Genomic DNA, 25,103 nt, shown 5'->3' with positions numbered 1-25,103 from the left:
ATGCAACGCAGACACGCCGCGACAACTCTGTGACAGCTTGCCTTGAAACCGCCCTGCGCAGCATGAAAATGCCTCGCAGGAACAGCGGCTCCAGCCACGGCGACCAGCGGCGAGGTAAGCAATGAAGCATTGGCATATCGACGAGGTGGGCTGGGATCAGTTCGATCCGGCCAAGGTCGATCCGCAGATCATCCCGCTGGTCAAGGCTGCCGCGATGGTCGAGCGCAACGCGGCCGACTATGTCACCTACCTGACCCGAGTCTTCGCCGACGACCCCGACTTCCGCGCCGCCGCCGAGCATTGGGGCGTGGAAGAGACGCAGCACGGAGATGCGCTAGGCCGATGGGGCGAACTAGCCGATCCGGGCTGGAACTTCCAGGATGCCTTCGCCCGCTATCGCAACGGCTACAAGATCCAGCTCGATGCCGATGCCTCCATCCGCGGATCCCGTACGGGCGAGCTGATCGCGCGCTGCATGGTCGAGACAGGGACCTCCTCCTACTACAGCGCCCTGGGCGACTCGACCGAGGAGCCGGCGTTGCGGCAGGTCTGCCGGCTGATCGCGGCGGATGAATACCGGCACTTCAAGCTCTTCTATGACCACATGAAGCGGTATCTGGCGCGGGAGAACCTGTCCTTCGCCAAGCGCCTGCGCATTGCCCTGGGGCGCATCGGCGAGAGCGAGGATGATGAACTCGCCTATGCCTTCCACTGCGGCAACGAGCCCGAATCCATGCCCTACAGCCATGACCGCTGCATCAGCGGCTATATGGGCCGGGCCATGGGCTTCTACCGCTTCCGCCATATCGAGCGGGCGATGGGCATGATCTTCAAGACGGTCGGGCTCGAACCCCGCGGGCGGATGTCCGATATCGCGGCCAAGGGCGCCTGGCGGCTGCTGTGCTGGCGGCGGGACCGCTACCAGGCAGCACTGAAGCGGGCGGCGAATGAGAACGCCGGCGAGACCGCCGCGGCGGCGTGACAGGGCGGCGGAGGGGGGGCTTCGCCCCTTCCCGGACTTCGCCCCGCGAGGCACCACGGAGCCTTTGGAGAACCAGTACCCGGGCGGCCTGAGTCCGGCGGTGCGAAGCGGCTTGGCGGGTGACACGCGCTGCCGGTGCCGCTGCCGACGCTAGGGTGGCGTGGCCGCGTGACGCGATGTGTGATTGGGCTGTGCCGCCCCGGACCGCCGTCATGCCAGCCAATCGGGGAGCGTCCCTGGAAGCCGGGATGCCTGGGGCACCGACGCTGGCCAGCCTTCGGGCTCTTCCGTCTTTCGATCCCGTCCCTGGCGCGGCTGCCTGCCGATCCCGCACGCCAGGGTCTCAGCCGAGCGCATCGGCAGGCGGCATATGCCCTTCGCGGCCATGTTGCGGGCACTCAGGGCAAAGATGCGGCTGCAGCACAGGTGTGATCGCGCAGCCCGAAGCCGCCGGTGGCGATGCCACTGGCTCGTGCGGCCTTCCTTCCGGGCCCCGGTAACCTTCCGGCGATTCGCGCATCCCGCGGGGCGAAACACCCGGCCATCATCGGCTCCTCTGGCCCCTTTCCGGACAATGTCCCGGCCTTAAGAAAAATCTTCGGCCTCACCCGAATTTTTCTCTTTGCGTGGGGTCAGGCCGGCCCTATACGCCGGCCCAGACGCAGTACGCACGTGCCTCTGGCCCCCGGCCCCTATCCGGCCAAAGGGTTTACGCAACGACGTCAAGCGTTCTGGCAACCCCGCCCGGTGGCATCCGGGCGGCCCACTTTGGTCGCTGGTTCGTTCGACCGTTTCGTCAACCTTGGGCCGTCGCCTGGACAGGCGGCCCGCTGGAGCCTGGAAGAGGTGCGGCGATGACTCCCAAGATCGCTCAGTATCTGCGCGACTCTGCGCCTGCGACGCCATGCCTCGTGGTCGATGTCGATCGCGTGGAGGAGAACTACCGTCGCCTGACGACCGCGCTGCCGCTGGCCCGCGTCTATTACGCGGTGAAGGCGAACCCGGCCGCGCCGATCCTCGAGCGCCTGACGGGTCTCGGCTCGTCCTTCGACGCGGCGTCGTGGGAGGAGGTGCAGGCATGCCTCGCCGTCGGCGCGCGGCCGGAGGCGATCTCCTACGGCAACACGATCAAGAAGGCCTCGGCCATCAAGGCCGCGTATGAGGCCGGCGTGACCATGTTCGCCTTCGACAGTGAGCCCGAGCTGCTGAAGATCGCGAAGAACGCCCCGGGTGCGCGCGTCTATTGCCGCATCCTGGTCGAGAACAAGGGCGCCGAATGGCCGCTGTCCCGCAAGTTCGGCTGCGAGCTGGACATGGCGCGCGACCTGATGGTGCAGGCCAAGGAACTCGGCCTCGACCCCTATGGCATCTCCTTCCATGTGGGCAGCCAGCAGACCTCGACCGGCGCCTATGAAGGGGCCATCGCCCGCGTCGCCATGCTCTTCACCGACCTCAAGGAGGCCGGGGTGAAGCTGCGCATGGTCAATCTCGGCGGCGGCTATCCGGTGCGGTATCGCCAGGAAGTGCCAGGGATCGACGATTTCGGCATGGCCATCATGGGGGCGATGACCCGCCATTTCGGCAACGACCTGCCCGAGATGCTGATCGAGCCGGGCCGTTTCATGGTGGGCGATGCCGGCGTGGTGTCGGCCGAGGTCGTGCTCGTCTCCCGCAAGGGCAAGGATGACCCGGTGCGCTGGGTCTATCTCGACATCGGGCGCTTCGGCGGCCTGGCCGAGACCGAGGGCGAGGCGATCAAATACGCCTTCCAAACGCCGCATGACGGGATGGCGGACGGGCCGGTCACCATCGCCGGGCCGACCTGCGACAGCACGGACACGCTCTACGAGAAGTCCAACTACCGGCTGCCGCTGGCGCTGGAGTGCGGCGACCGGGTCGAGTTGCTGTCCACCGGCGCCTATGTGACGAGCTACGCGTCGCAGAACTTCAACGGCTTCCGGCCGCTCGCCGAGCACTACATCTGAGCCGTCCGCATGCGGCCCTGATCGGGGCGCGGCGGGCCAGGTGCCGGTTTCCGAGGGATTTCCCGGGCACCACGGTAGCAGTTGGAGGGGCTTTGCCCCTCCAAGCCACCCCAGCAAAGGCCGAAGGGCCTTTGCAAACCTCAACTGGGCATTGGGCAGGGCGTCCATCGCGAGGTGTCGGAGGGCGCGCAGTGCCCATTACTCCGGGAGGCGCTGCGCGACGAGCGCGTCACCCATTGTTCCGGCCGCAGCGCTGAGCGCCAAAACGAAGTTTCCAAAGGCCCAGCCGCCGATGCGCCCCCAAACACCTTGCATGGCAACGTGAACGGGATCCCGTGACGGGCAGAGGTTTGGAGAGGAGCGGGGGCTCTCTCCAATCGGCAGTGCCAGGGCTTCGCGCGCTTTGGGCATACCCCCCTCAGATGTCGCCACGAGCGGACTACCCAGGCCATCCGCCCCCGGGCGAGGAGAGCCCAGAGCCCTCCTCTGCCTTCCGCGCCCGATCCTGCGTTCCAATCGGCCGCGGCGCCGGATAGGATGCGGTCATGGACAGCATAGACCGGAACATATTGGTCGCGCTGCAGCACGACGGCGCCGCGGGCCTGGCTGAGCTCGCCAAGGTCGCCGGGCTGTCGGTCTCGGCGACGGCGGAGCGCGTCAAGCGACTCGAGGAACGGGGCACCATCCGGGGTTGGCGGGCGGATCTCGACCCGGCGGCGGTGGGCTGCCCGCTGCTCGCCTGGGTCTTCGTCGCGCTGCGCGCCGGGGCGCAGGAGCCGAAGTTCCGCGAGGCGGTGCTGCCGCTGGAACAGGTGCTGGAATGCCACGCCATCACCGGGCCGTGGTCCTACCTGCTGAAGCTGCGGGCCCCGGGCCTCAAGGAACTGGAGGCCTTCGTCGCGCAGGAGATTCGGCGCCGCGCCGGGGTCGAGCGCACCGAGACCGTCATCGCCCTGATGACCGCCAAGGAGACGGCGATGCTCCCGGTCGCCGCGGCGGACGACGACGAAGAGTGACGCGGCGCGGCGGGGTGGTGCAGGCTCGGCACCCATGAGCCGCCGACAATTGGAGATCACGCCGGACCTCGTTCTCCGCGCCTATGCCGCGGGGGTCTTTCCCATGGCGGAGAGCCGTGGGTCGGACCGGATGTATTGGCTCGATCCGGCCTTGCGCGGCGTGCTGCCGATCGATGACGGCTTCCACCTGCCGCGGCGCCTGCGGCGGACGGCGTTGTCGGACCGGTTCTCCGTCACGGCGGACCGTGACTTCGTGGGCGTGATTCGCGGCTGCGCCGAACCGGCGCCGGGCCGCACGGACACCTGGATCAATAGCGAGATCGAGGGGCTGTTCGTCGAGCTGCACCGCCGTGGCTTCGCTCATTCGGTCGAGAGTTGGTCGGAAGGGCGCCTGGTCGGGGGGCTCTATGGCGTCGCGCTGGGCGGCGCCTTCTTCGGGGAGAGCATGTTCTCCCGCGTCAGCGATGCCTCGAAGGTCGCGCTGGTGCATCTGGTCGCGCGGCTACGGATCTGCGGCTTCGTGCTGTGCGACACGCAGTTCATAACCGCGCATCTCGCGCAGTTCGGCACGGTCGAGATTCCCAAGGTGGATTACAAGGCGCGCCTGGCGGCGGCGCTGGAGGTTCCGGCGCGCTGGGTCGCCGAATTGCCGGCCGAGCGGATTGCCGAGGAAATCCGCGCCCTGCGGGGCGCTGCTGCGGAATAGTCGCCGCAGCATGTCACAGGGGACGAGGCTGCCTCGTCCTGTATCCGGAACCCATCGGATGCAGGAGCACCCCATGACCACCCGACTGAACCACTGGAATGTCGCGCCCAAGGTGATGCAGGCCATGCTGGCGCTGGAAAAGGCCAGCCGCAGCAACGGGCTGGAGCCGAGCCTGCTGGAACTCGTGAAGACCCGCGCCTCGCAGATCAACCGCTGCGCCTTCTGCCTCGACATGCATACGCGCGAGGCCCGGGCGGCGGGGGAGACGGAGGAGCGGCTCTACATGCTCTCCGCCTGGGAGGAAGCGACTTGCTACACCCAGCGCGAGCGCGCCGCCCTGGCCTGGGTCGATGCGCTGACCCGCCTGGCGGAGACCGGCGCGCCCGATTCGGCCTATGAGGCGATGGCGGCGGAATTCTCGGCGGAAGAGCAGGTGGCGCTGACGCTCGCGATCGTCACGATCAATGGCTGGAACCGCTTCGCCGTCGGCTTCCGGGCCGAGCCGGCGCGCGCCAAGGCCGCCGCCTGATGTCGGGCGCCGCGGCCGGGGCGGAGGCCTTCCTTGCCGCCCGTCCGCGGCTGCGGGCGCTGGCCTATCGTTTCCTCGGGTCCATGGCGGATGCCGAGGATGTGGTGCAGGCCGCCTGGCTGCGCTGGGCGGAAGCCGACCGGGAAAGCGTTGGCGATGCCGAGGCCTTCCTGCGTCGTATCGTCGCCCGGCTGTGCCTGGATGAGCTGAAATCCGCCCGGCGCAAACGGGAGACCTATATCGGCCCCTGGCTGCCGGAGCCGGTGGTGGAGACGGACCCGCTCGCCGGCCAGGCGGCGGCCGAGGAACTGTCGGTCGCGCTGATGCTGGCTCTGGAACGGCTCTCGCCTTTGGAGCGCGCCGCCTTCCTGCTGCACGACGTGTTCGGCGGCGGATTCGAGGAGGTGGCGGCGACGCTGGACCGGTCCCCGGCCGCGGTCCGGCAATTGGCGGCACGGGCGCGGGCGCATGTGCAGCAGGCCAGGCCGCGCTTTCCGGTGGCGCCGGAGGAAGGGCGGCGGATCGCCGAAGCCTTCCGGGCGGCGATCGAAAGTGGCGACGCGGCGGCGCTGGGGCGCCTGCTGGCCGAGGATGCGGTGCTGCGCACGGATGGGGGCGGGGTGGTCTCCGCGGCGATCAACCCGGTGTTCGGCGCGGACCGGATCGCGCGTTTCTTCGCCGGGCTGGCGCGCAAGGCGCGGCTGGGGCGGCAGCATGAGATGGCCTGGATCAATGGCCTGCCGGGCTATGTCACGCGCTTCGAGGACGGGTCCGTCCAAACCACGTCGCTGGAAATCGAGGCCGGGGCGATCCGCGCCGTCTATGTGGTGCGGAATCCGGAGAAGCTGCGGAGACTGTGCGGCTGATCGGGCCCCGCCTCAGTGCCATTCCGCGAGTTCGACCGTGACGCCTTCCGGCCCCTCGATGAAGACCAGTTTGCGGGCGTGGAAGTCCATGATCTCGTTGCGCCGGCGGAAGCCGAGGGCCTCCAGCTTCGCAAGCTCCGCGTCCACATCGTCCACGGCGAAGCAGATGTGGTTCATGCCGAGCTTGTTCAGCGATCGGATGGCCGCGTCGGGCAGGGGGGCCGGGTGGCGATAGTGCAGGAGTTGGATCTCGGTCCGCGGCGTGGCGCCGTGCAGCACGAGGGTGACATGGTCGGCCTCGATCTCCGGCACGCCCATGTAGGAGGCGAAGGGTTCGCCCGTGATGACGACCGCCTGGGCCTCCTCGAAGCCCAGTGCGGAGAAGAAGGCCTTCGCCGACGCCAGATCGCGCACCACGATCGTCAGGTGGTCGAAATGCCGCACCATGCCGCCGATCCTTGTCCACCCCGTTTCGATATCGTTTTAACGGGGCGGGCGGCGGGGCGCTAGCGGATCAACCCCGTCATCGGGCTCGACGCATCGGCCTGGTAGTTCCACGGCATGCGGCCGGCGAGGAAGGCATTCCGCCCGGCCTCGACCGCCGATTTCATCGCGACCGCCATGCGCACCGGGTCCTTGGCGTGCGCGATGGCCGAGTTCAGCAGCACCGCGTCGCAGCCCAGTTCCATCGCCTTCGCCGCGTCCGACGCCGTGCCGATCCCGGCGTCTACCAGCACCGGCACCTTCGCGTGCTGCTTGATGGAGCGTATCATGAAGGGGTTGGTCAGGCCGAGCCCCGAGCCGATCGGCGCGCCGAGCGGCATGATCGCCACGCAGCCGAGATCCTCGAGCTTCCGCGCCGCCACCGGGTCGTCGGCGCAATAGACCATGACCTCGAAGCCGTCGGCGATCAGCGCCTTCGCGGCCTCGAAGGTGCCTTCCATGTCCGGGTACAGGTAGGGCGGCGGGCCGAGGACCTCGAGCTTCACCAGGTTCCACCCGCCCGCCTCGCGCGCCAGGCGCAGGGTGCGCACCGCCTCGTTCGCCGTGTGGCAGCCGGCGGTGTTGGGCAGGTAGGTGTAGTCCTTGGGCGAGACGAAATCCTGCAGCATCGGCGCATTCGGATCGGACAGGTTCACGCGCCGCACCGCGACGGTGACGATCTCGGCACCCGAGGCCGCGATCGCCGCGGCGGTCTCCTCGAGCGACTTGTACTTGCCCGTGCCGACGATGAGGCGGGAGCGGAAGCGGCGGCCCGCGACCTCCCAGGTGTCGTCGCCGATCGTCGCGGGGGTTCCGTCCATAGGTCTCAGCCTCCGCCGATGAAATGCACGATTTCCAGCCGGTCGCCGGGCAGCAGCGCCACCTCGGGGTAGGTCGACCGGGGGACGATCTCCTCATTGCGCTCGACGGCGACCTTGCGGGTGTCGAGGCCGATGGCGCGGAGCAGGGCGGCGAGGCTTTCGCCGGCCGCTACCTCCCGTGCCTCTCCGTTCACGGTGATGGCGATCATCTTGGACATGGCCACGCGAATGTGGCGAAGGGGACCGGCGGGGGCAAGCGGGGCATCCCGCATGGCTGGGGTGCCGGCCGCTTGCCCCCTGCAAACCCGCCGTGCTAGCCCGTTCCGCCCTCTTCCTGGCGGAATCGTCCGTGACACCCCCCCTCATCGTTGTCCTGAACGGCCCGAACCTGAACATGCTCGGCGTGCGTGAGCCGGAAAAATACGGCACCGCGACGCTGGACGATGTCGAGGCGCTGTGCGCCGAGACGGCCGAAGCCTTTGGCCTGGCCATCGATTTCCGCCAGACCAACTCGGAAGGGGAGCTGGTGACCTGGGTGCAGGAATGCCGCGGCCGCGCCGCCGGCATCATCATCAACCCGGCGGGCTATACCACCACCTCGATCGCCGTGATGGACGCGCTGCTCGCCGTCGATCTGCCGGTCATCGAGGTCCACATCACGAACATCCACCGCCGGGAGGAATTCCGGCATCACAGCTACATCTCCAAGGCGGCGACCGGGGTGATCTGCGGGCTGGGCGTGGCGGGCTATGCGCTCGCGATGCGGGCCATGGCCGATCTGGTCGAGCAGGACGAGGAATAATGGGCAACTTCATCCAATTCGACGCCACCGCGATCCGCGAACTGGCGCAGATCCTGCGCGATACGGACCTGACCGAGATCGAGCTGGTGGACGGCGAATCGCGGCTGCGCGTCGTGCGCCAGTCGGTCGTCGCCGCGCCCGTCGTGGCCCCGGTCGCGGTGTCCGCCGCGCCGGTCGCGGCTGGCCCGGTTGCCGTGGCGGCGCCCGAGGCGTCCGATGCCGACCACCCCGGCGCGGTGACCAGCCCGATGGTGGGCGTTGCCTATCTCGCGCCGGAACCCGGCGCGGCGCAGTTCGTGACGGTCGGGACCAAGGTCACGCAGGGTCAGACCCTGCTGCTGGTTGAGGCGATGAAGACCTTCAACCAGATCAAGGCTCCGCGCGCCGGCACCGTGACGCGGATCCTGGTCGAGAGCGGCATGCCGGTCGAATACGGCGAGCCGCTGATGATCATCGAATGAGCCGCCCGATGACTGGAAGGCCGCAGGCCTGGAAGTCTGAATCGGCCGGCTCCCGCGCGACGCGCGGCGACGTAAGGAAGGCCTGATGTTCGGCAAGGTCCTGATCGCGAACCGCGGCGAGATCGCGCTGCGGGTCCATCGCGCCTGCCAGGAGATGGGCATCCGCACTGTCGCCGTGCATTCCACGGCGGACGCGACGGCGATGCATGTCCGTCTGGCGGATGAGAGCGTGTGCATTGGCCCGCCCGCGGCGCGCGACTCCTATCTGAACGTCGCCGCGATCCTGTCGGCCGCGACGATCACCGGCGCGGATGCGGTGCATCCCGGCTACGGCTTCCTGTCCGAGAACGCCCGCTTCGCCGAGATGGTCGAGGCGCATGGGCTGAAGTTCATCGGCCCGAGCCCCGACCACATCCGGATGATGGGCGACAAGATCGCAGCCAAGGACGCGATGCGGCGGCTCGATGTGCCGCTGGTGCCCGGGTCGCCCGGTGCGCTGGAATCGCTCGACGAAGCGCGCGCCGTCGCGGACCAGATCAAGTATCCGGTGCTGATCAAGGCGGCGGCCGGCGGTGGCGGGCGCGGCATGAAGGTCGCACGGTCCGCCGACGAGCTGGAGGAAGCCTGGCGCGTCGCGCGTGCCGAGGCCAAGGCGGCCTTCGGCGACGATAGCGTGTACATGGAGAAGTATCTCGACCGGCCGCGGCATATCGAGTTGCAGGTGCTGGCCGACACGCATGGCAAGGTCGTGCATTTCGGCGAGCGTGACTGCTCGCTGCAGCGCCGCCACCAGAAGCTGGTCGAGGAAGCCGGCAGCCCGGTGCTGTCGGCCGCGGATCGCGAGGCACTGGGGTCGCGGGTGACCTCGGCGCTGTCGAAGCTCGGCTACCGCAACGCGGGCACGCTGGAATTCCTCTGGCAGGACGGCCAGTTCGCCTTCATCGAGATGAACACCCGCCTGCAGGTCGAACATCCGGTGACCGAGATGGTGTGCGGCATCGACCTGGTGAAGGAACAGATCCGCATCGCGGCGGGCGAGCCGCTCGGCTACACCCAGAAGGACATCCAGTTCCGCGGCCATGCGATCGAATGCCGCATCACCGCGGAAGACCCGGAAACCTTCGCGCCGAGCCCTGGCCGCGTGAACACCTATCACGCGCCGGGCGGGCTGGGCGTGCGCGTCGATAGCGCGCTCTATTCGGGCTACACGGTGCCGCCGCACTACGACAGCCTGGTCGCGAAGCTGGTGGTGCACGCGCCGAACCGCGCGGAAGCGATCGCGCGGATGCGCCGCGCGCTGTCCGAGATGGTCGTCGCCGGCATCCGCACCACCCTGCCGCTGCACCAGGCGGTGATGGAGGATGCGGAGTTCCAGTCGGGCGACTATACGATCCACTGGCTGGAACGCTTCGTGGCGGACCGCCAGGGCTGAACGGCGCCGGGGACGACCCCGGCGCATCTTGTTCTCCGTAACCGGTGGGGACGACCCTGCCACGGGACCGAAGGGGACCTGTGATGGGGTGGATCTATCTTCTGGGCGCGGGGCTGTCGGAAATCGGCTGGGCCGTCGGGCTGAAATACACCGACGGCTTCTCGCGCCTGGTGCCTACGGTGCTGACCGTGGCCAGCATGGTGGTCAGCCTGGCGCTGCTCGGCCTCGCGCTGCGCACGCTGCCGCTCGGAACCGCCTATGCGGTGTGGACCGGGATCGGCACGGTGGGCACCGTGGTGCTCGGCATCATCCTGTTCGGGGAAGCGGCGACCGCGCTGCGCCTGGCCTGCGTCGGCCTCATCCTCGCCGGCATCGTCGGGCTGAAGCTCGCAGGGTAGGGTGGGCCGGCGATCGGGCAGCCGGGAGGTTGCCCCACAGTCGTCCGGCCCACTCCGGCCTTCAGTGCGCGGGCTTCGTGGCCATGGCCGTGGTGCGCTCGTCCACGCGCAAATCATGGGTGATGCCGCGCCGCGTCGCCCAGGAATTGACCAGCTGTAGCAGCGGGATCACCGCCTGGTTGTCGATGGCGACCATGCGCACCGCCCCGCGCAGCAAGGCTTCGCGTTGCGTGTCGCCGAGCGTGGAGGCCGCGCGGTCGGTCAGCGCATCGAGCGCGGGATTCGAGTAGCGCGAGGAATTCGATGCGCCGCGCCGCCGTTCCCGGTCGTGGGTGCCGAAGATGTTGACCAGCATGTAGGAGGCTTCGCCCGTCGAACTGCCCCAGCCGCCCAGGCGCATGTTGAACTCCTGGCGTGCGCTGCAGGAGGAATCGGTGGCCCAGGGCAGGGCCTGCACTTCCGTGTGCACCCCGACGCGCGTCCACATCTGTGCCACTGCATGGCTGATCCGGGCGTCGTTTGGGTAGCGGTCATTCGGACAGGGCGGGGTGATGCGGAAGCCCTGCGGGAAGCCCGCTTCGGCGAGCAGGCGCCGCGCGGTATCAGGGTCGTACGCCGGCACGGGCAGATCCGGATTGTAGCCGAAGGCGCCGTTGGGCAGCCATTGGCCAGTGCCCCGCGCGGTGCCCTCCATCACACGCTCGCCCAGCGCCCGGCGGTCGACGGCGACCGACATGGCGCGCCGCACGCGCACATCATGGAACGGATTGCGCGTGACCGGCTGGCCGCCATTGTCGGTGACCCTCTCGGAGCGCGAATAGCCGGGGCGCATGCAGATCAGGCGCAACCCCTGGATCTCGTGGATGGCGACGCGCGGATCCCGACGCAGGCGCGCGAGATCGGATGAGGGCACCTGGTCGATCAGGACCACATCTCCTGCCAGGACCGCGGCGCTGCGCGCGGCATCATTGGCGATAAACTGCTAGGAGGCGCGCGCCCAGGGCTGCGGCCCGGACCAAGATGCGTCGTTGCGCACGAAGTCGGTGCGATCGCCGGAGCGGTAGGACAGCAGGCGATAGGGGGCCGTGCCGATCGCCGTGGTGCCGGTATTGTACTGCTCCGTGTCCGCGTCGGTGCCGGCAAGGCGGGAATTGATCTGGAGGGAGCCCAGTTCCGTCGGCAGCAGCGGATGCGGCGCGTCGGTGTGGAAGCGGATGGTCAGCGGGTCGATCACCTCGACACGGGCGATGGCGCAGGCCAGGCCGGCGAAGGCGCCGGGGCGTTGCGCACGGCGGGCACGCGCCCGATGGTGAAGGCGACGTCCTCGGCGGTGAAGGCGTTGCCCTTCTGGAAGGGCACATTCGGCCGCAGCTTGAATTCCCAGATCGTCGGTTCGACCAAGCGCCAGGATTCCGCCAGCATCGGCCGCAGGCGGACCGGGGCATCGCGTTCGACCAGCGTATCGAACAGGTGTTGTGTCAGGCTGGCATTCGGCGCCGAATTGTAGACATGTGGGTCAGGCGAGGCCGGCGCCCCGCCGATCGCGATGGTCAGGTTCTGCGCCACGGCGCCGCCGCATCCGGCTGTGATCATGGCTTAGGCAAGGCTGGCGCGCCGTAGGGCAGGGCCCATCATTCAGGTCTCTCCGGCAAGGTCTTGTTCGCCGGCGTCAACCTAGCGGGCCTTCGGGTGGGCTGCTACAAACCGCGCTTCTGACACATGTCGGGAGGCAAAGAATGAAGCGGAACCTTCGGCGGCCCAAGGCGGCCGCCATCGCCATTGCAGCGACCGGCCTCGCGCTGGCCGCGGGCCACGCACGCGCGCAGACCGCGACCATCGCGGTTGGTGCCCCGGTTACGTCGCTCGATCCACACTATCACCAGCTTTCGCCGAACAACGCGGTGTCGGATACCATCTTCGACCGGCTGGTGAACACGGATGCCCGCGCGCGGCAGATCCCGGGCCTCGCCACGGAATGGCGCGTCGTCGAGCCCACAGTGTGGGAATTCAAGCTGCGGCCGAATGTGCGCTTCCAGAACGGCAACGCCTTCACCGCCGAGGACGTCGCCTTCACCATTGGCCGCCTGCCGAACGTGCCGAACAGCCCGTCCTCCTACGCGGCCTATGCACGGCCGATCGAGCGCATCGAGATCGTCGATCCGCTGACCATCCGCTTCCATACGCGCGAGCCCTATCCGCTGCTGCCGCTGGACATGACCAATGTCCGCATCATCGACAAGGAGACGGCGGAGAGCGCGACGACCGAGGATTTCAATTCGCTCCGCGCGGCGATTGGCACCGGCCCCTATCGCGCCGTGTCGCACCGCAACGGTGACCGCATCGAGTTCGAGCGCTTCGACGGCTACTGGGGCGACCGTGCGCCGTTCCAGCGCGTCAACTACCGCATGATCACCAACGATGCGGCGCGCACGGCGGCGCTGCTCGCCGGCGATGTCGACCTGATCGACCAGGTGCCGACCTCGGACCTCGCGAAGCTGCGCGCCGACAACCGCGTGCATCTCTCGGAGACGACGGGCCTGCGGCTGATATTCCTCGGCCTTGATCACCTGCGCCAGGCGAACGAGAGCTCCCCCTTCATTACGGACAATGACGGCAAGCCGCTGGGCCGCAATCCGCTGCAGGACGTGCGCGTGCGTCGCGCGCTGTCCATGGCGATCGACCGCCGCGCCATCGTGGACCGGATCATGGAAGGAGCGGCGACGCCGGCCAACCAGTTCCTGCCCGAGGGTGTCTTCGGCTTCGTCGCCGACCTGCCCGCGCCCGCCTACGATCCGGACGGCGCGAAGCGGCTGCTCGCCGAGGCCGGCTATCCGAACGGCTTCCGCATCCAGCTCAACGGTCCGAACGACCGTTACATCAACGATTCGCGCATCATCCAGGCGGTCGGCCAGATGTGGACGCGCATCGGCGTCCGCACCGCGGTCGAGGCGCAGCCCTGGACCACCTTCGTCGGCCGCGCCGGCCGCTCGGAGTACTCCGCCTTCCTGATCGGCTGGGGCTCGAACCCGGACGGGTCGCATCCGCTGCGCAACATCATGGCGACGGTGAACCGCGATCGCGGCTGGGGTGCGTCGAACCGCGGGCGCTATTCCAATCCGCAGGTCGATGCGCTGCTGCTGCAGTCGCTGTCCGAAATGGATGAGGCGAAGCGTGAGCAGCAGGTCATCGAAGGCATGCGGATTGCTATGACCGACGTCGGCGTGATCCCGCTGCACATCCAGACCAACATCTGGGCGGCGCGGCGGGGCTTCGAACACACGCCACGCAACGACGAGCTGACCCGGGCGCAGGATCTGCGTCCGGCGGCTCGCTGAACCTAGGGCTGATCAGGTGACCGTCTATCTCGTTCGACGTCTGATCCAGGCGCTCTTCGTCGTCCTGGCGATGTCGCTGATTGTCTTCATTGGTGTCTATGCCATCGGCGACCCCGTCGAGATCCTGATCAGCCCCGATGCCGACCAGATCGAGCGCGAGCGCGCCATCCGCGCGCTCGGCCTCGACCTGCCGCTGTGGCAGCAATACCTGGTCTTCCTGACCAATGCGCTGCAGGGCGATCTCGGCCGGTCCTTCGTGTTCAACGAACCGGCGCTGCGGTTGATCCTGCAGCGCATGCCGGCGACGCTGGAACTCGCCTTCGGCGCGACCTTCCTCGCGCTGCTGATCGGCCTGCCGCTCGGCCTCTATGCCGGGCTGCGGCCGAATTCACCGGCGTCGAAGACCATCATGGCGGGGTCGATCCTCGGCTTCTCCCTGCCGACCTTCTGGGTCGGGCTGATGCTGATCATGGTTTTCGCCGTGCAGCTCGGCTGGCTGCCGTCCACCGGTCGCGGCGAGACCTGCTCCGTGCTCGGCTTCATCGGCATCACGCCGTGCAGTTCGGGCGTGCAGTGGTCGTTCCTGACGACCGATGGCCTCGCGCACATGGTCATGCCGGCAATCAACCTTGCCCTGTTCAAAATCAGCCTCGTCATCCGCCTGACCCGCGCGGGTGTGCGTGAGACGATGCTGATGGACTATGTGAAGTTCGCCCGCGCCAAGGGCCTGTCGCCGGCGCGCGTGACCTTCGTGCACGTCTTCAAGAACATCCTGATCCCGGTGGTGACGGTGGTGGGGCTGGAGCTCGGCTCGACCATCGCCTTCTCCGTCGTCACCGAGAGCGTCTTCGCCTGGCCGGGCATGGGCAAGCTGATCATCGACAGCATCAACGTGCTCGATCGCCCGGTGATCGTCGCCTACCTCATGATCATCGTGCTGATGTTCATCACCATCAATCTCGTGGTCGATCTCACCTACTCGCTGCTGGACCCCCGCGTCAGGCTGGAGAACAAGGGCACATGAGCCAGTCCGCCATCGGCGAGGCGGCGCCCGCCGCCCCGCGCAAGGACAAGGTCGAGACGCCGTTCCGGCGATTCGTCTCCGAGTTCGCGGAATCCAAGGTCGCGCTGCTGGGGCTGGTCGTCTTCGCGATCATTGCCATCATCGCGATCCTGGCCCCCTGGATCGCGCCGCAGAATCCCTACGACCTCGCCCAGCTCGACATCATGGATGGGCGGCTCGAACCGGGGTCGCGCAACGGGTCGGACACCTTCAATTACCTGCTCGGCACGGATGACCAGGGGCGCGACATGCTCTCCGGCATCATGTACGGGCTGCGCATCTCGCTGACGGTCGGCGCCGGCTCGGCGCTCATCGCCTGCATCGTGGGCGCCTCGCTCGGCCTGCTCGCCGCCTATGTCGGCAAGCGGACCGACACGGTCATCATGCGCCTGGTCGACCTGCAGCTCTCCTTCCCGTCGATCCTGGTCGCGCTGATGATCCTCGCCTTCCTGGGCAAGGGCGTGATGAACGTCGTCATCGCGCTGGTCATCGTGGAATGGGCCTATTACGCGCGCACCGTGCGCGGCACCGCGCTGGTCGAACGCCGGCGCGAGTACATCGAGGCCGCGCAGTGCCTCGCCCTGCCGACGCACCGCATCATGTTCCGGCACCTGCTGCCGAACTGCCTGCCGCCGCTGATCGTCATCGCCACCATGCAGGTGGCGCGCGCCATTGCGCTGGAGGCGACGCTGTCCTTCCTCGGCCTAGGCGTGCCGATCACCGAGCCCTCGCTCGGCCTGCTGATCGCCAATGGCTATGAGTACATGCTGTCCGGCAAGTACTGGATCAGCTTCTATCCCGGCATCGCGCTGCTGGTCACGATCGTGTCGATCAACCTGATGGGCGATCAGCTCCGTGACGTCCTCAATCCGCGGCTCAAGAAATGAGCCCTCAAACGCCGGACGCCGGCTCCGCCGGCTTGGCTTTCGCGCCTACACACTGGTGTGCTGACGCGACGCGCGTTCAGCGCGCGCCGGTCGCTTCGCGACCGGTTTGCTGGAGTTGCAGAATTTGAGCGCGGCAGCGACCCTCGAGGTCCGCAACCTGCGGACCCACTTCTTCACCCGCGCCGGCGTGGTGAAGGCCGTCGACGACGTGTCCTTCACCGTCGAGCGCGGCAAGGTGCTCGGCCTGGTGGGCGAGTCCGGTTCGGGCAAGACCGTGACGGGATTCTCCGTTCTCGGCCTGGTGGATTCGCCGGGCCGCATCGTGGGCGGGGAGATCCTGTTCCACGGCCGCGACCTGACGAAGATGAGCGAGCGGGAGATGCGCGACCTGCGCGGCAACCGCATCGCCATGATCTTCCAGGACCCGATGATGACGCTCAATCCGGTCCTGCGCGTCGACACCCAGATGATCGAGACAGTGCTGGCGCACAAGAAGGTCAGCCGGGAGGAAGCCCGCCAGCGCGCGCGCGACACGCTCGGCATGGTCGGCATCCCATCCCCGGATGAGCGCCTGATGTCCTACCCGCACCAGTTCTCGGGCGGCATGCGCCAGCGCGTGGCGATCGCCATCGCGCTGCTGCACGAACCCGAGCTGATCGTGGCGGATGAGCCGACCACCGCGCTCGACGTCACCATCCAGGGGCAGATCCTCGCCGAGGTGCAGAAGCTTGCCTCGACCACCGGCACCTCGCTGATCTGGATCACCCACGATCTGTCCGTCGTTGCCGGCCTCGCCGACGATGTCGCGGTCATGTATGCGGGCCGCGTCGTCGAGAAGGGGCCGGTCTCCCAGGTGCTCGATGTGCCGCTGCATCCCTATACGGCCGGGCTCATCGGGTCCGTCCCGTCGCGCAACAAGCGCGGCGAGCCGCTGCGGCAGATCCCGGGCATGACGCCGTCCCTGCTGAACCTGCCGCCGGGCTGTGCCTTCCGCACCCGCTGTCCGCGCGCCGCCGATGTCTGCCTCACCGAGCCCGGCATCCGTGAACTCCAGCCCGGACATGAGGCGCGCTGCTTCATTCCCATGAACACGCCGACGGAGCAGGCGGCATGAGCGAGACCGTCACCGTCCCCCCGCGTGCCATCGATGCCGGCGCGCCGATGGTGGAACTGCGCGGCATCTCCCGCCGCTTCGAGAAGAAGCTCGACTTCGCCGGGCGCATCGCCCAGCGGCTCGGCGCCAATGTGCGCGAGGAAGTCGTGCACGCCGTCGACAATGTCGACCTCACCATCCGCAAGGGGGAGGTGGTTGGCCTGGTCGGCGAATCCGGCTGCGGCAAGTCGACGCTCGGCCGCATGGTCGCGGGCATCATGCCGCCTTCGGACGGGCGCATCCTGCGCGACGGCACCGACCTGCTCGACCGCGGTTCCGCGGCGGCGCGGGAATTGAAGCTGCGCACGCAGATGATCTTCCAGGACCCCTATGCGTCGCTCAATCCGCGCATGAAGGTCGCGGACATCGTGGGCGAGGCGCCGCTGGTCCATGGCATCGTCAGCCGCAGCGGTTACGACGCCTATGTCGATGAGCAGATGCGCCGCGCGGGCCTCGATCCGGCCTTCAAGCGGCGCTACCCGCACCAGTTCTCGGGCGGGCAGCGGCAGCGCATCGGCATCGCCCGCGCGCTGGCGGTGAAGCCAGACTTCATCGTCTGCGACGAGGCGGTTGCCGCCCTCGACGTGTCGATCCAGGCGCAGATCCTCAACCTGTTCATCCGGCTGCGCACGGAACTCGACCTCACCTACCTCTTCATCAGCCACGACCTGGGCGTGGTGGAGCACATCTCCGATCGCGTCGTGATCATGTATCTCGGCCGGGTGGTGGAGGAGGCAGATACCGAGACGGTCTTCACCCGTGCGAACCATCCCTACACGCAGTCGCTGCTCGCCTCCGTGCCGCGGATCGAGAGCCGCAAGCGGGCCTTCTCGGCGGTGAAGGGGGAGATTCCCTCGCCGCTGAACCCGCCGCCCGGCTGTCATTTCCATCCGCGCTGCCCGCATGCGATGGACCGCTGCCGGGTGGAGAAGCCGGTGCTGAAGGAAGTCGCGCCGGGCCAGCGCAGCGCCTGCCACCTGAACGACGCGGCGTGATGCGGTTGCTGGTCGTGCTCGCGGTCCTGCTGGTGGCGGGCTGCGAGCGCGGCGGCGGCACGCGCGGCGCCTATGTCGGCGGCGGCGTCGGGGCAGGCGTCAGCGGGCGCTGACGCCGCCATCGGGTTGCCGCGCGGCGAGGATGAAGCCGCCCGCCACGGCGAGGCCGACGCCCGCCAGCAGCCAGGGCACCGGCCCGTAGCCGTCGGCGGCCTCCCACAGCAGGGCCAGCAGCAGTGGCGCGGCCATGCGCGGTGCGACCGTGATGGCGGACAGCGCGCCTGAAATGGCGCCGAACCCCTCGCGTCCCAGGATCTCGGCGGCGCCGGCGGTGCGCACGATGGTCAGCAGCCCGTCCCCCATGCCCCAGCACAGGACGAAGACGGCGGTGAGCGCGAGGCTCGTCGGGCCGGTGGCGAGTGCCAGCATCCCGACCGGCACCAGGCAGGAGGCGAGATAGCCGACGCTGCGCATGGTCACGCGTCGCCCCGCGGCGAACAGCAGCATCCGCGCGGTGACCTGGGCGGGGCCATGAGCCGCGGCGATCAGCAGAACCGTCGCTTCCGGCCAGTCTCGCGCGCGCAGCAGCGGGATCAGATGCGCTCCGAGACCCATGCCGATGAAGGCATGCGCGGAAAAACACAGGGCGAGGCCCAGGAAGGCTGGCTCCTTCAGCCGGGCGCGAAGCCCGGGACCGGCCCGCACCGTCACCCCGCGCGCCGGCACCCGGGCGTCCCGCAGCATGACGACGGTCCCGAAGGCCGCGCCGAGCTGCATCAACGCCAGCACCTGCACGGCGCCGCGCCAGCCGAGCAAGTCGATCAGCGCCCCGCTCAGCGGGACGAATACGGTGACGGTGAAGCCCGTGACGAAGGTGATGGAGGTGACGGTGCGCCGCACGTCGCGCGCCTCCGCCACCACCACCGCCATCGCCGTGCCCCAGAGACACATGGCCTGCACAAGCCCGAGCAGGATCCAGATCGCGACATAGGCCGCCGGGTGCTGCACCAGGCTCATGGCGAACAGCAGCAGGGCGGCGCCGAGCATGCCAGTGTTCATCAGCCCCCGCGGCCCGTGCCGGTCAAGCCAGCGGCCCGCCGGCACCGCAGCCAGGCCCGCGGCGAGAAGCCCCGCGGTATAGGCGCCGTTGATCAGTACGCGCGACCAGCCGAGTTCGTCGGCGATCGGTGCGACCAGGAGGGGGAAGGGGACATGGATGGTCCCCCAGCCAATGAGCTGCGTGGTCGCCATGCCCCAGAACAGCGTGCGGTCGGGGATGCCGCGGGCCTCGCTCAATGGGGCGGGTTCCGGTGCCGGGCGGACTTCCGCAATGTGCGGGTGCAGCTTCTCATGGATGTTCCGTGCGTGTTGTCCCGCGCCAGAGACGGGTTCCGACGATCTTCACGATGATCTGAATCGATCCGCTGCGGTGGAAGTCGGAGGGGCTCTGCCCCTCCAAACCAGCCCGCCACCGGGGTTCCATTGACGTTGCTTCGCAACGCCAATGGGTGCCCCTGCTGCTTGGAGCACCCGGACGGCAATCTATTGGCGTCGAGCGCGACGAACATGCTTCGCGCGCCAAGCGCGCTTCGTGCACAGGAGGGGGTTTCGGCACCATTCTGCCAGTCGCGCCCAGCGCCAAGTGGAGGTTCTCCAAGGCCCTGCGGCCGATGGGTTCCCGCCTGAAACGTGAACGGGTTCCCGTGGCCGGGTGAGGTCTGGAGAGAGGCAGAGCCCCGCTCCAATCGCCCTTGCTCACCGAAAGGCGGCGTCTATGGGGCAAAGCCCCTCCCATCTTCCGCCATCTGCTCTCACACCGTGAACTGTTCGGCGATGATGCGTTCCGACAGCCCGTGGTCGGGATCAAAGAGCAGGGTGAGGGACACGTCGCGCGCCTCGCGCACCTCGACGCGGCTGACGTCGCGCACCTCGGTGTAGTCGGCCACGGCCGCCGTGGGCCGCTTGTCGCGCTCCAGGATCTCGAACACTACCTCGGCTTCCGAGGGCAGCAGTGCGCCGCGCCAACGCCGCGGCCGGAAAGCGGAGATCGGCGTCAGCGGCAGCAGGTTCGCTCCCAGCGGCACGATCGGCCCGTGCGCCGACAGGTTGTAGGCCGTGCTGCCCGCCGGCGTGCTGATCAGGATGCCGTCGCAGATCAGTTCCGCGAGACGCTGCTTGCCGTCCACCAGGATGCGGATCTTCGCCGCCTGGCGGCTTTCGCGCAGCAGGGAGACCTCGTTGATGGCCAGTGCCTCGACCGGCGGGCCGCCATTGCAGAAGGCCATCATGCGCAGCGGGTGCAGCGTCGCTTCCTGGGCGGCGGCGATGCGCTCAGGCAGGTCTTCCTCGCGATAGTCGTTCATCAGGAAGCCGACCGACCCGCGATTCATGCCATAGACCGGCACGCCGCGGCGCAGGAAGCGGTGCAGCGTCTCCAACATGAAGCCGTCGCCGCCGAGGGCGACCACCACATCCGCCTTGTCAGGCGATGCCGCGCCGTAGCGCGCGGCGAGGACCTCCTGCGCGATGCGGGCGGCCTCGTTGTGCGCGGCGAGGATGGCGAGCTTCACGAGCCGGCCTTGGCGCGCCAGGCGCGCGCGGCCTCGCGATGCTCCTCGAGCGGCATGCCGGCGCGCACGCGCGTGGTCAGCTTCGGGTCGATACGCGCCGTGGCCCAGCCGATGCCGTCGGAGCATTTCACCACGACATGGCCCCAGGGGTCGGCGATCAGCGAATGGCCATAGACGCTGCGCGTCGTGCCGCGCTCGTCATAGGTGCCGTAGGACGCGGCGGCGATCATCCAGCATTGCGTGTCGATGGCCCGGGCGCGCAGCAACACTTCCCAATGGTCCTTGCCGGTCTGCAGCGTGAAGTTGGACGGCACGAGGATCGCCTCCGCCCCCATCCGCCGCAGCGTCAGGTACAATTCCGGGAAGCGGATATCGTAGCAGATGGTGCAGGCGAAGCGGATGCCGCCGGCCTCGAAGAAGGCGAGGTCCGACCCGCCGCCATACAGCGCGCTCTCCTTGTACCCGGTGCCGTCAGGGGCGGTGATGTCGAACAGGTGGATCTTGCGGTAGCGGGCGATCTCGGTCCCGTCCGGACCGAAGACCAGCGTCGTGTTGAACAGCTTCTCGCCGCCATCCTCGATGATCGACCCGCCATGGACGGTGATGCCATGGGTGCGTGCGAGGCCGCGCAGCATCTCATAGGCCGGGCCGCCCTCGCCGCCGGGGGCGGGCAGGATCTCGGCCGCGGCGCGGCGGGAATCGCGGCCGCCGCCGAGGTTGGTCCAGGTCTCGGGCAGGGTCACCAGGCCGGGACGATCGGCCTCGACCGCAGCCTCGATCAGACGGCGGGCCTGGTCCAGGTTGGCGGGCTTGTCGCTGCCCTGGTTCATCTGAATCACGGATACACGCATGACGCCCCCGAAGAATGGAGGGGCCTTGCCCCTCCAAACCACCCCACCAAAGGCCGAAGGGCCTTTGGAAACCTCGATCCGGCGCCGAGCGCCCAGGTCAGGATAAGCGCCGAACGGCGTTCTTGCGCAGTGGGGGTGTGATGATGGTTCGGCGCAACAGCCATGCCCGGGATCCGGATGGCGCTGTAGGGTGCTCAGCGTTGGGCTTCAAAGGCCATTTGGGGGCGCGACCTGAAGGGCTCTGCCCCCTCCCGAACCACCCCGCCATCGGGGTCCCATTCGCGTTGCATTGCAGCGCCAATGGGTGCCCCTGGATGCTGGGTATCCTGGACCGCAGTCCATTGGCATTGGGCACAATGGACATCCCAGATCCACCAAGCGCGCTCGGTGCGCCAGGACGGGTCTCGGCACGCATTCAGCCTGCTGCACCCGGCGCCAAGTGACGGTTGCCAAAGGCCCTGTGGCCTTCGGTGGGGTGGTTTGGAGGGGCAAAGCCCCTCCGATGCCTCAGTGGGGCAATAGGGACATCCGCCAGCCCTGGCGGCGCTTCCGCGAAACCCTCCTACGCCCCCCTATCCGCCTTCGGCCAATCCAGCCGCGGCTCCGCACGCCCGCTGCGCGCCGGGCGAGCGGGCGGCGGCGGCACGGGCGGGGCCACACGCGGATCGAAATCCGGCGTCCGCGGCACGGCGGCGCGGGGCGGGGCGACATAGTCTTCCTCGACCGTCGCGCGCGCGGCGGACAGGGCCGGGCCCTGGCGCATCATGCTGCGGAGGTCGGCGCGCAGGTCGGCGAGTTCGGCTTCGATCGCCTCCAGCCGGGATTTCACGCCGAAGACCGAGAAGGGCATGGCCAGGAAGGCGAGGACCGAAATCGCGATCGCGACCAGCAGCACCACACTGACCCAGGGCGGCATCCCGGGCACCGCGAGTTTGTCGACCAGGTCCTGAAGCATTCTCTCAGCCGCCCGTCATGCTCATGTGGCGTGCGACGGCCGGGCGCTTGTGCCGGCGGTCGATCACGAAGTCATGCCCCTTGGGCTTCCGCGTGATGGCGTCGCGGATCGCCTGGGCGAGGCCGGCATCATCCACGGCGGGGTCGCGAAGAAGTTCGCGGAATTCCGCCGCGTCGTCCTGGCCGAGGCACATGAAGAGCGTGCCGGTGCAGGTCAGGCGCACGCGGTTGCAGCTCTCGCAGAAATTGTGGGTCATCGGGGTGATGAAGCCGAGCCGCCGGCCGGTCTCCTTCACCGTGACGTAGCGGGCCGGGCCGCCGGTGCGGTAGTCGCTCTCCTCCAGCGTCCAGTGCTGGCGCAGGCGGGACCGCACCAGGGACAGCGGCAGGTACTGGTCGGTCCGGTCGCCGCTGATGTCGCCCATCGGCATGGTTTCGATCAGGCAGAGGTCGAGGCCGTGCTCGCCGCACCAGGCGATCATGCGGTCGAATTCGTCCTCGTTCACGCCCTTCAGCGCCACGGCGTTGACCTTCACGGCGAGGCCGGCAGCCTTGGCGGCGAAGATGCCGTCCAGCGTCTGGTCGATCTTCCCCCAGCGGGTGATGGCGGCGAAGACGGCCGGGTCGAGCGTGTCGAGCGAGACGTTGATGCGCCGCACACCGGCGTCGAACAATTCGGTAGCCATTTTCGGCAACTGGGTGCCGTTGGTGGTGATGGTCAGCTCGCGCAGCCCGCCGTCGCCGATCCGCGCCCCGAGGCTGCGCACCAGGTTGATCATGCCTTTGCGGACAAGTGGCTCCCCGCCCGTGAGGCGGATCTTGTCGGTGCCGAGGGCGATGAAGGCGCCGCAGAGCCGGTCGATTTCCTCAAGCGTCAGGATCTCCCGCTTGGGCAGGAAGGTCATATCCTCCGCCATGCAATAGACGCAGCGGAGATCGCAGCGATCCGTCACCGAAACGCGCAGATAGGTCACCGCCCGCCCGAAGGGGTCGGTCAGCCCGGCGGCGGTGGTATCGGTCATGGCCATGGTCTGGATTTGGGGCCGGAGGGGCCATGCCCGCAAGTCCCTTGCTGGGGTTCAGCCAAACAAGGCCAGCGCGCCGGCTGCCAGCAATACCCCCATGGCGAAGGGCCGGTAGAGCCGGACCGGGATTACATGGAACAGCCGCGCGCCCATCGGCACCGAGACCGCCATGAGCGGCAGCATCACGGCGAGCCGCACCAGCGCCGTCATGTCCACCAGCCCGCCCAGAACCGGCGCGATGACCGAGACGATGGCAATCGTCGCAAAGAACATGATGAGATTGGCGCGATGCCGCTTCGCGTCCTCGAGCCCCGCCAGCAGGTAGAGGATCACAGGCGGCCCGCTCATGCCCGTCGAGCCCTTCAGCAGCCCGGCCAGGGTGCCGATGGCGATGTTGAGACCCAGCGGGCGGGACCCGTGGTAGCGCCAGCCCGACATCAGCAGCAGGCCGAAAACCAGGACGAATCCGCCAATGAACCGGCGCAGCGCCTCGCCATCCACCGTGAACAGGATCCAGGCGCCGAGCGGCGTTGCGACCGCCGCCGCCCCGCCCAGCGGCAGCACCACGCGCCGATCGGCCTCCTTGAGCGCCGATGGCAGCAGCTGCACCGAGACCACCAGTTCCATCAGCAGCATCACCGGCACGCCGGCGCGGGGTCCCCAGAGCAGCGAATAGACCGGCGCGAGGATCACGGCTGTACCGAAACCGGAATAACCCCGCATCAGCCCGGCCACGACCGTGGCGAGCGCGGCGGCCAGCAGGCGCCAATCAGCCAGGGCCGCGGTTGCCGTCTCGATGAGGCCACTCACCGGGGGTCGTCGTCCACCGGTTCGAGTTCGACCACCGCTGCGTTGATCAGAACCTTGCCGGCATGCTCGAAATTGACGGTGATGCGCGGCCCTGCCACGGACTGGACCTGTCCCGTCCCCCAATCCGGTCGCGCTGGGAGGCGCACGCGCATGCCTGGTTCGATGGTAGCGGTCACGGCCCTGCCGGTAAGGTGGCGTCAGGGTCGCAGAGGATACCGTCCGCGCCCATGTTGCAAGGGATGCCCGAAACAATGACGGTGCCGCCGGCGGCCGATCTGACCCTCGCGCGGCTCGTGGGGCTGCGTCTCTGCCATGATCTCGGTGGCGTGGTGGGCACCATCGCCAACGCGCTCGACATGATGGAGGGCGTGGGCGGCGAGGCCGCGACCCTGGCCCAGGACGCCGCCGATGTGCTGCGCCGCCGGCTGATCCTGTGGCGCGCCCTGCTGGGCGGGCAGGGGGAGGCGACGCTCGGTTCGACCCTCGCATTGCTCGACGGGCAGTTGTCCGGCGGGCGCGCCTCGGCGGATACGGGCGGGCTCGATCCGGCGCTGGTCCTCGCCGAGGACATGATCCCGGTGGTGCTGGCGGCGATGCTGCTCGGCGGCGAATCGCTGCCGCGCGGTGGCCGGGTGTGCCTGGCGGGCGAACCGGGGCGCGAATTCGCGGTCTGGCCCGACGGGCAGCGCGCCGCCTGGCCGCCGGGCCTGGTGCGGGCCATCGCCGGGGAGATGCCGCCCGATCCGATGGGGCGGGAGGTCATGGTCGTCTGGCTCTGCACCGTCGCCGCGGCGGCGGGGGTGCGGCTCAGCCTCGCGGTGCCGCCGGGCCAGGCGGCGGGGCCGCTGATGCTGACCATGACCGGCTGAGGGCCCGTCCGGGAATGCGCCGACCGGTGCATTCCCGGACGGGCGCTGACATCCGTCCACCACTTTACCGATTCTTCGGCAGGCCCGCGCGATCCTGACGCCCTCGAAAC

At 68.6% G+C, this 25,103-nt stretch carries 27 protein-coding genes and 1 pseudogene; 16 read left to right on the top strand and 12 right to left on the bottom strand.

The genetic code is table 11. The features are described from left to right. The first annotated feature begins 121 nt into the window (after window positions 1–121). The 6 genes from KPL78_RS25320 (at window position 122) to KPL78_RS25295 (ending at window position 6,084) form a co-directional block, all read left to right on the top strand. Window positions 122–982, top strand: a complete 861-nt coding sequence (locus KPL78_RS25320) for a ferritin-like domain-containing protein (protein WP_219765757.1) — start codon at window positions 122–124, stop codon at window positions 980–982. An 854-nt stretch (window positions 983–1,836) separates the two neighbouring features. Next, on the top strand, window positions 1,837–2,967 hold the full coding sequence (locus KPL78_RS25315; RefSeq protein WP_219765756.1) for a type III PLP-dependent enzyme: 1,131 nt from the start codon (window positions 1,837–1,839) through the stop codon (window positions 2,965–2,967). 545 nt (window positions 2,968–3,512) lie between these two features. After that, window positions 3,513–3,983 (top strand): Lrp/AsnC family transcriptional regulator, encoded by a 471-nt coding sequence (locus KPL78_RS25310; protein WP_219765755.1) that lies wholly within the window; start codon window positions 3,513–3,515, stop codon window positions 3,981–3,983. A 34-nt stretch (window positions 3,984–4,017) separates the two neighbouring features. Next, a complete protein-coding gene (gene aat / locus KPL78_RS25305; RefSeq protein WP_219765754.1) occupies window positions 4,018–4,689 on the top strand; it encodes a leucyl/phenylalanyl-tRNA--protein transferase in 672 nt (223 codons plus the stop codon). Between the two features lie 73 nt (window positions 4,690–4,762). Further along, window positions 4,763–5,218 (top strand): carboxymuconolactone decarboxylase family protein, encoded by a 456-nt coding sequence (locus tag KPL78_RS25300; RefSeq protein WP_219765753.1) that lies wholly within the window; start codon window positions 4,763–4,765, stop codon window positions 5,216–5,218. Continuing rightward, window positions 5,218–6,084, top strand: a complete 867-nt coding sequence (locus tag KPL78_RS25295; RefSeq protein ID WP_219765752.1) for a sigma-70 family RNA polymerase sigma factor — start codon at window positions 5,218–5,220, stop codon at window positions 6,082–6,084. The genes KPL78_RS25300 and KPL78_RS25295 overlap by 1 nt, the downstream gene beginning before the upstream one ends. A gap of 12 nt (window positions 6,085–6,096) precedes the next feature. On the opposite strand, the gene KPL78_RS25290 is transcribed toward KPL78_RS25295, so the two are convergent. From KPL78_RS25290 to thiS, 3 genes are read right to left on the bottom strand one after another with little or no spacing between them, the layout of a single operon-like run. After that, the gene (locus tag KPL78_RS25290) at window positions 6,097–6,531 is read right to left on the bottom strand and encodes a VOC family protein (RefSeq protein WP_219765751.1); all 435 of its coding nucleotides are present in this window, start codon (window positions 6,529–6,531) and stop codon (window positions 6,097–6,099) included. Between the two features lie 59 nt (window positions 6,532–6,590). Then, window positions 6,591–7,388, bottom strand: a complete 798-nt coding sequence (locus KPL78_RS25285) for a thiazole synthase (protein WP_219765750.1) — start codon at window positions 7,386–7,388, stop codon at window positions 6,591–6,593. A 5-nt stretch (window positions 7,389–7,393) separates the two neighbouring features. Beyond that, a complete protein-coding gene (gene thiS / locus KPL78_RS25280) occupies window positions 7,394–7,606 on the bottom strand; it encodes a sulfur carrier protein ThiS (protein WP_219765749.1) in 213 nt (70 codons plus the stop codon). Window positions 7,607–7,737: 131 nt separating this feature from the next. Between thiS and aroQ the strand changes: the two genes are divergently transcribed. The 4 genes from aroQ to sugE all read left to right on the top strand — a co-directional run bounded on the left by aroQ (window position 7,738) and on the right by sugE (window position 10,481). Next, window positions 7,738–8,190: a type II 3-dehydroquinate dehydratase gene (gene aroQ / locus KPL78_RS25275; protein WP_219765748.1), complete on the top strand. Its 453-nt coding sequence runs from the start codon at window positions 7,738–7,740 to the stop codon at window positions 8,188–8,190. Continuing rightward, window positions 8,190–8,651, top strand: a complete 462-nt coding sequence (gene accB, locus KPL78_RS25270) for an acetyl-CoA carboxylase biotin carboxyl carrier protein (RefSeq protein WP_219765747.1) — start codon at window positions 8,190–8,192, stop codon at window positions 8,649–8,651. The genes aroQ and accB overlap by 1 nt, the downstream gene beginning before the upstream one ends. 85 nt (window positions 8,652–8,736) lie before the next feature. Continuing rightward, the gene (gene accC, locus KPL78_RS25265) at window positions 8,737–10,083 is read left to right on the top strand and encodes an acetyl-CoA carboxylase biotin carboxylase subunit (RefSeq protein WP_219765746.1); all 1,347 of its coding nucleotides are present in this window, start codon (window positions 8,737–8,739) and stop codon (window positions 10,081–10,083) included. An 83-nt stretch (window positions 10,084–10,166) separates the two neighbouring features. After that, on the top strand, window positions 10,167–10,481 hold the full coding sequence (gene sugE / locus KPL78_RS25260; protein WP_219765745.1) for a quaternary ammonium compound efflux SMR transporter SugE: 315 nt from the start codon (window positions 10,167–10,169) through the stop codon (window positions 10,479–10,481). A gap of 61 nt (window positions 10,482–10,542) precedes the next feature. Here the strand turns inward: sugE and KPL78_RS25255 are convergent. Together KPL78_RS25255 and KPL78_RS30470 are read right to left on the bottom strand one after the other, a co-directional pair. After that, a pseudogene (locus KPL78_RS25255) lies at window positions 10,543–11,715 on the bottom strand (ABC transporter substrate-binding protein). Continuing rightward, complete coding sequence (locus tag KPL78_RS30470; RefSeq protein WP_255569427.1) at window positions 11,712–12,074, bottom strand: ABC transporter substrate-binding protein; 363 nt, start codon at window positions 12,072–12,074, stop codon at window positions 11,712–11,714. Before KPL78_RS30470 ends, KPL78_RS25255 begins: the two are co-directional and overlap by 4 nt. Before the next feature lie 143 nt (window positions 12,075–12,217). On the opposite strand from KPL78_RS30470, the gene KPL78_RS25250 reads away from it, so the two are divergent. The 5 genes from KPL78_RS25250 to KPL78_RS25230 all read left to right on the top strand — a co-directional run bounded on the left by KPL78_RS25250 (window position 12,218) and on the right by KPL78_RS25230 (window position 17,914). Continuing rightward, the gene (locus tag KPL78_RS25250; RefSeq protein ID WP_219765744.1) at window positions 12,218–13,816 is read left to right on the top strand and encodes an ABC transporter substrate-binding protein; all 1,599 of its coding nucleotides are present in this window, start codon (window positions 12,218–12,220) and stop codon (window positions 13,814–13,816) included. A gap of 16 nt (window positions 13,817–13,832) precedes the next feature. Continuing rightward, complete coding sequence (locus KPL78_RS25245) at window positions 13,833–14,840, top strand: ABC transporter permease (protein ID WP_219765743.1); 1,008 nt, start codon at window positions 13,833–13,835, stop codon at window positions 14,838–14,840. After that, complete coding sequence (locus KPL78_RS25240) at window positions 14,837–15,766, top strand: ABC transporter permease (protein ID WP_219765742.1); 930 nt, start codon at window positions 14,837–14,839, stop codon at window positions 15,764–15,766. The genes KPL78_RS25245 and KPL78_RS25240 overlap by 4 nt, the downstream gene beginning before the upstream one ends. Window positions 15,767–15,890: 124 nt before the next feature. After that, entirely contained in the window at window positions 15,891–16,880 is a 990-nt protein-coding gene (locus KPL78_RS25235) for an ABC transporter ATP-binding protein (protein WP_255569426.1), read from the top strand. Further along, on the top strand, window positions 16,877–17,914 hold the full coding sequence (locus KPL78_RS25230; RefSeq protein ID WP_219765740.1) for an ABC transporter ATP-binding protein: 1,038 nt from the start codon (window positions 16,877–16,879) through the stop codon (window positions 17,912–17,914). Before KPL78_RS25235 ends, KPL78_RS25230 begins: the two co-directional genes overlap by 4 nt. A gap of 99 nt (window positions 17,915–18,013) precedes the next feature. Here the strand turns inward: KPL78_RS25230 and KPL78_RS25225 are convergent, their stop codons facing one another. The 7 genes from KPL78_RS25225 to KPL78_RS25195 form a co-directional block, all read right to left on the bottom strand. Continuing rightward, the gene (locus KPL78_RS25225) at window positions 18,014–19,210 is read right to left on the bottom strand and encodes an MFS transporter (RefSeq protein WP_219765739.1); all 1,197 of its coding nucleotides are present in this window, start codon (window positions 19,208–19,210) and stop codon (window positions 18,014–18,016) included. A 515-nt stretch (window positions 19,211–19,725) separates the two neighbouring features. Next, window positions 19,726–20,484: an NAD kinase gene (locus tag KPL78_RS25220; RefSeq protein ID WP_219765855.1), complete on the bottom strand. Its 759-nt coding sequence runs from the start codon at window positions 20,482–20,484 to the stop codon at window positions 19,726–19,728. Beyond that, a complete protein-coding gene (locus tag KPL78_RS25215; protein ID WP_219765738.1) occupies window positions 20,481–21,335 on the bottom strand; it encodes a carbon-nitrogen hydrolase family protein in 855 nt (284 codons plus the stop codon). Before KPL78_RS25215 ends, KPL78_RS25220 begins: the two co-directional genes overlap by 4 nt. A 562-nt stretch (window positions 21,336–21,897) precedes the next feature. After that, window positions 21,898–22,290 (bottom strand): hypothetical protein, encoded by a 393-nt coding sequence (locus KPL78_RS25210; RefSeq protein ID WP_219765737.1) that lies wholly within the window; start codon window positions 22,288–22,290, stop codon window positions 21,898–21,900. A gap of 4 nt (window positions 22,291–22,294) precedes the next feature. Continuing rightward, on the bottom strand, window positions 22,295–23,311 hold the full coding sequence (moaA, locus tag KPL78_RS25205; RefSeq protein ID WP_219765736.1) for a GTP 3',8-cyclase MoaA: 1,017 nt from the start codon (window positions 23,309–23,311) through the stop codon (window positions 22,295–22,297). Window positions 23,312–23,368: 57 nt separating this feature from the next. Beyond that, the gene (locus KPL78_RS25200) at window positions 23,369–24,124 is read right to left on the bottom strand and encodes a sulfite exporter TauE/SafE family protein (protein WP_369412851.1); all 756 of its coding nucleotides are present in this window, start codon (window positions 24,122–24,124) and stop codon (window positions 23,369–23,371) included. Next, complete coding sequence (locus KPL78_RS25195) at window positions 24,121–24,276, bottom strand: DUF3553 domain-containing protein (RefSeq protein ID WP_219765735.1); 156 nt, start codon at window positions 24,274–24,276, stop codon at window positions 24,121–24,123. The genes KPL78_RS25200 and KPL78_RS25195 overlap by 4 nt, the downstream gene beginning before the upstream one ends. 99 nt (window positions 24,277–24,375) lie before the next feature. Here KPL78_RS25195 and KPL78_RS25190 point away from each other — a divergent pair, with 99 nt between their 5' ends. Next, window positions 24,376–24,993 (top strand): histidine phosphotransferase family protein, encoded by a 618-nt coding sequence (locus KPL78_RS25190; protein ID WP_219765734.1) that lies wholly within the window; start codon window positions 24,376–24,378, stop codon window positions 24,991–24,993. Window positions 24,994–25,103: the final 110 nt, after the last annotated feature.

Origin of the sequence: Roseomonas alba, from assembly GCF_019430885.1 — a bacterium.
GTDB lineage: Bacteria > Pseudomonadota > Alphaproteobacteria > Acetobacterales > Acetobacteraceae > Neoroseomonas > Neoroseomonas alba.
This window is presented reverse-complemented; position numbering and strand designations above follow the sequence as displayed.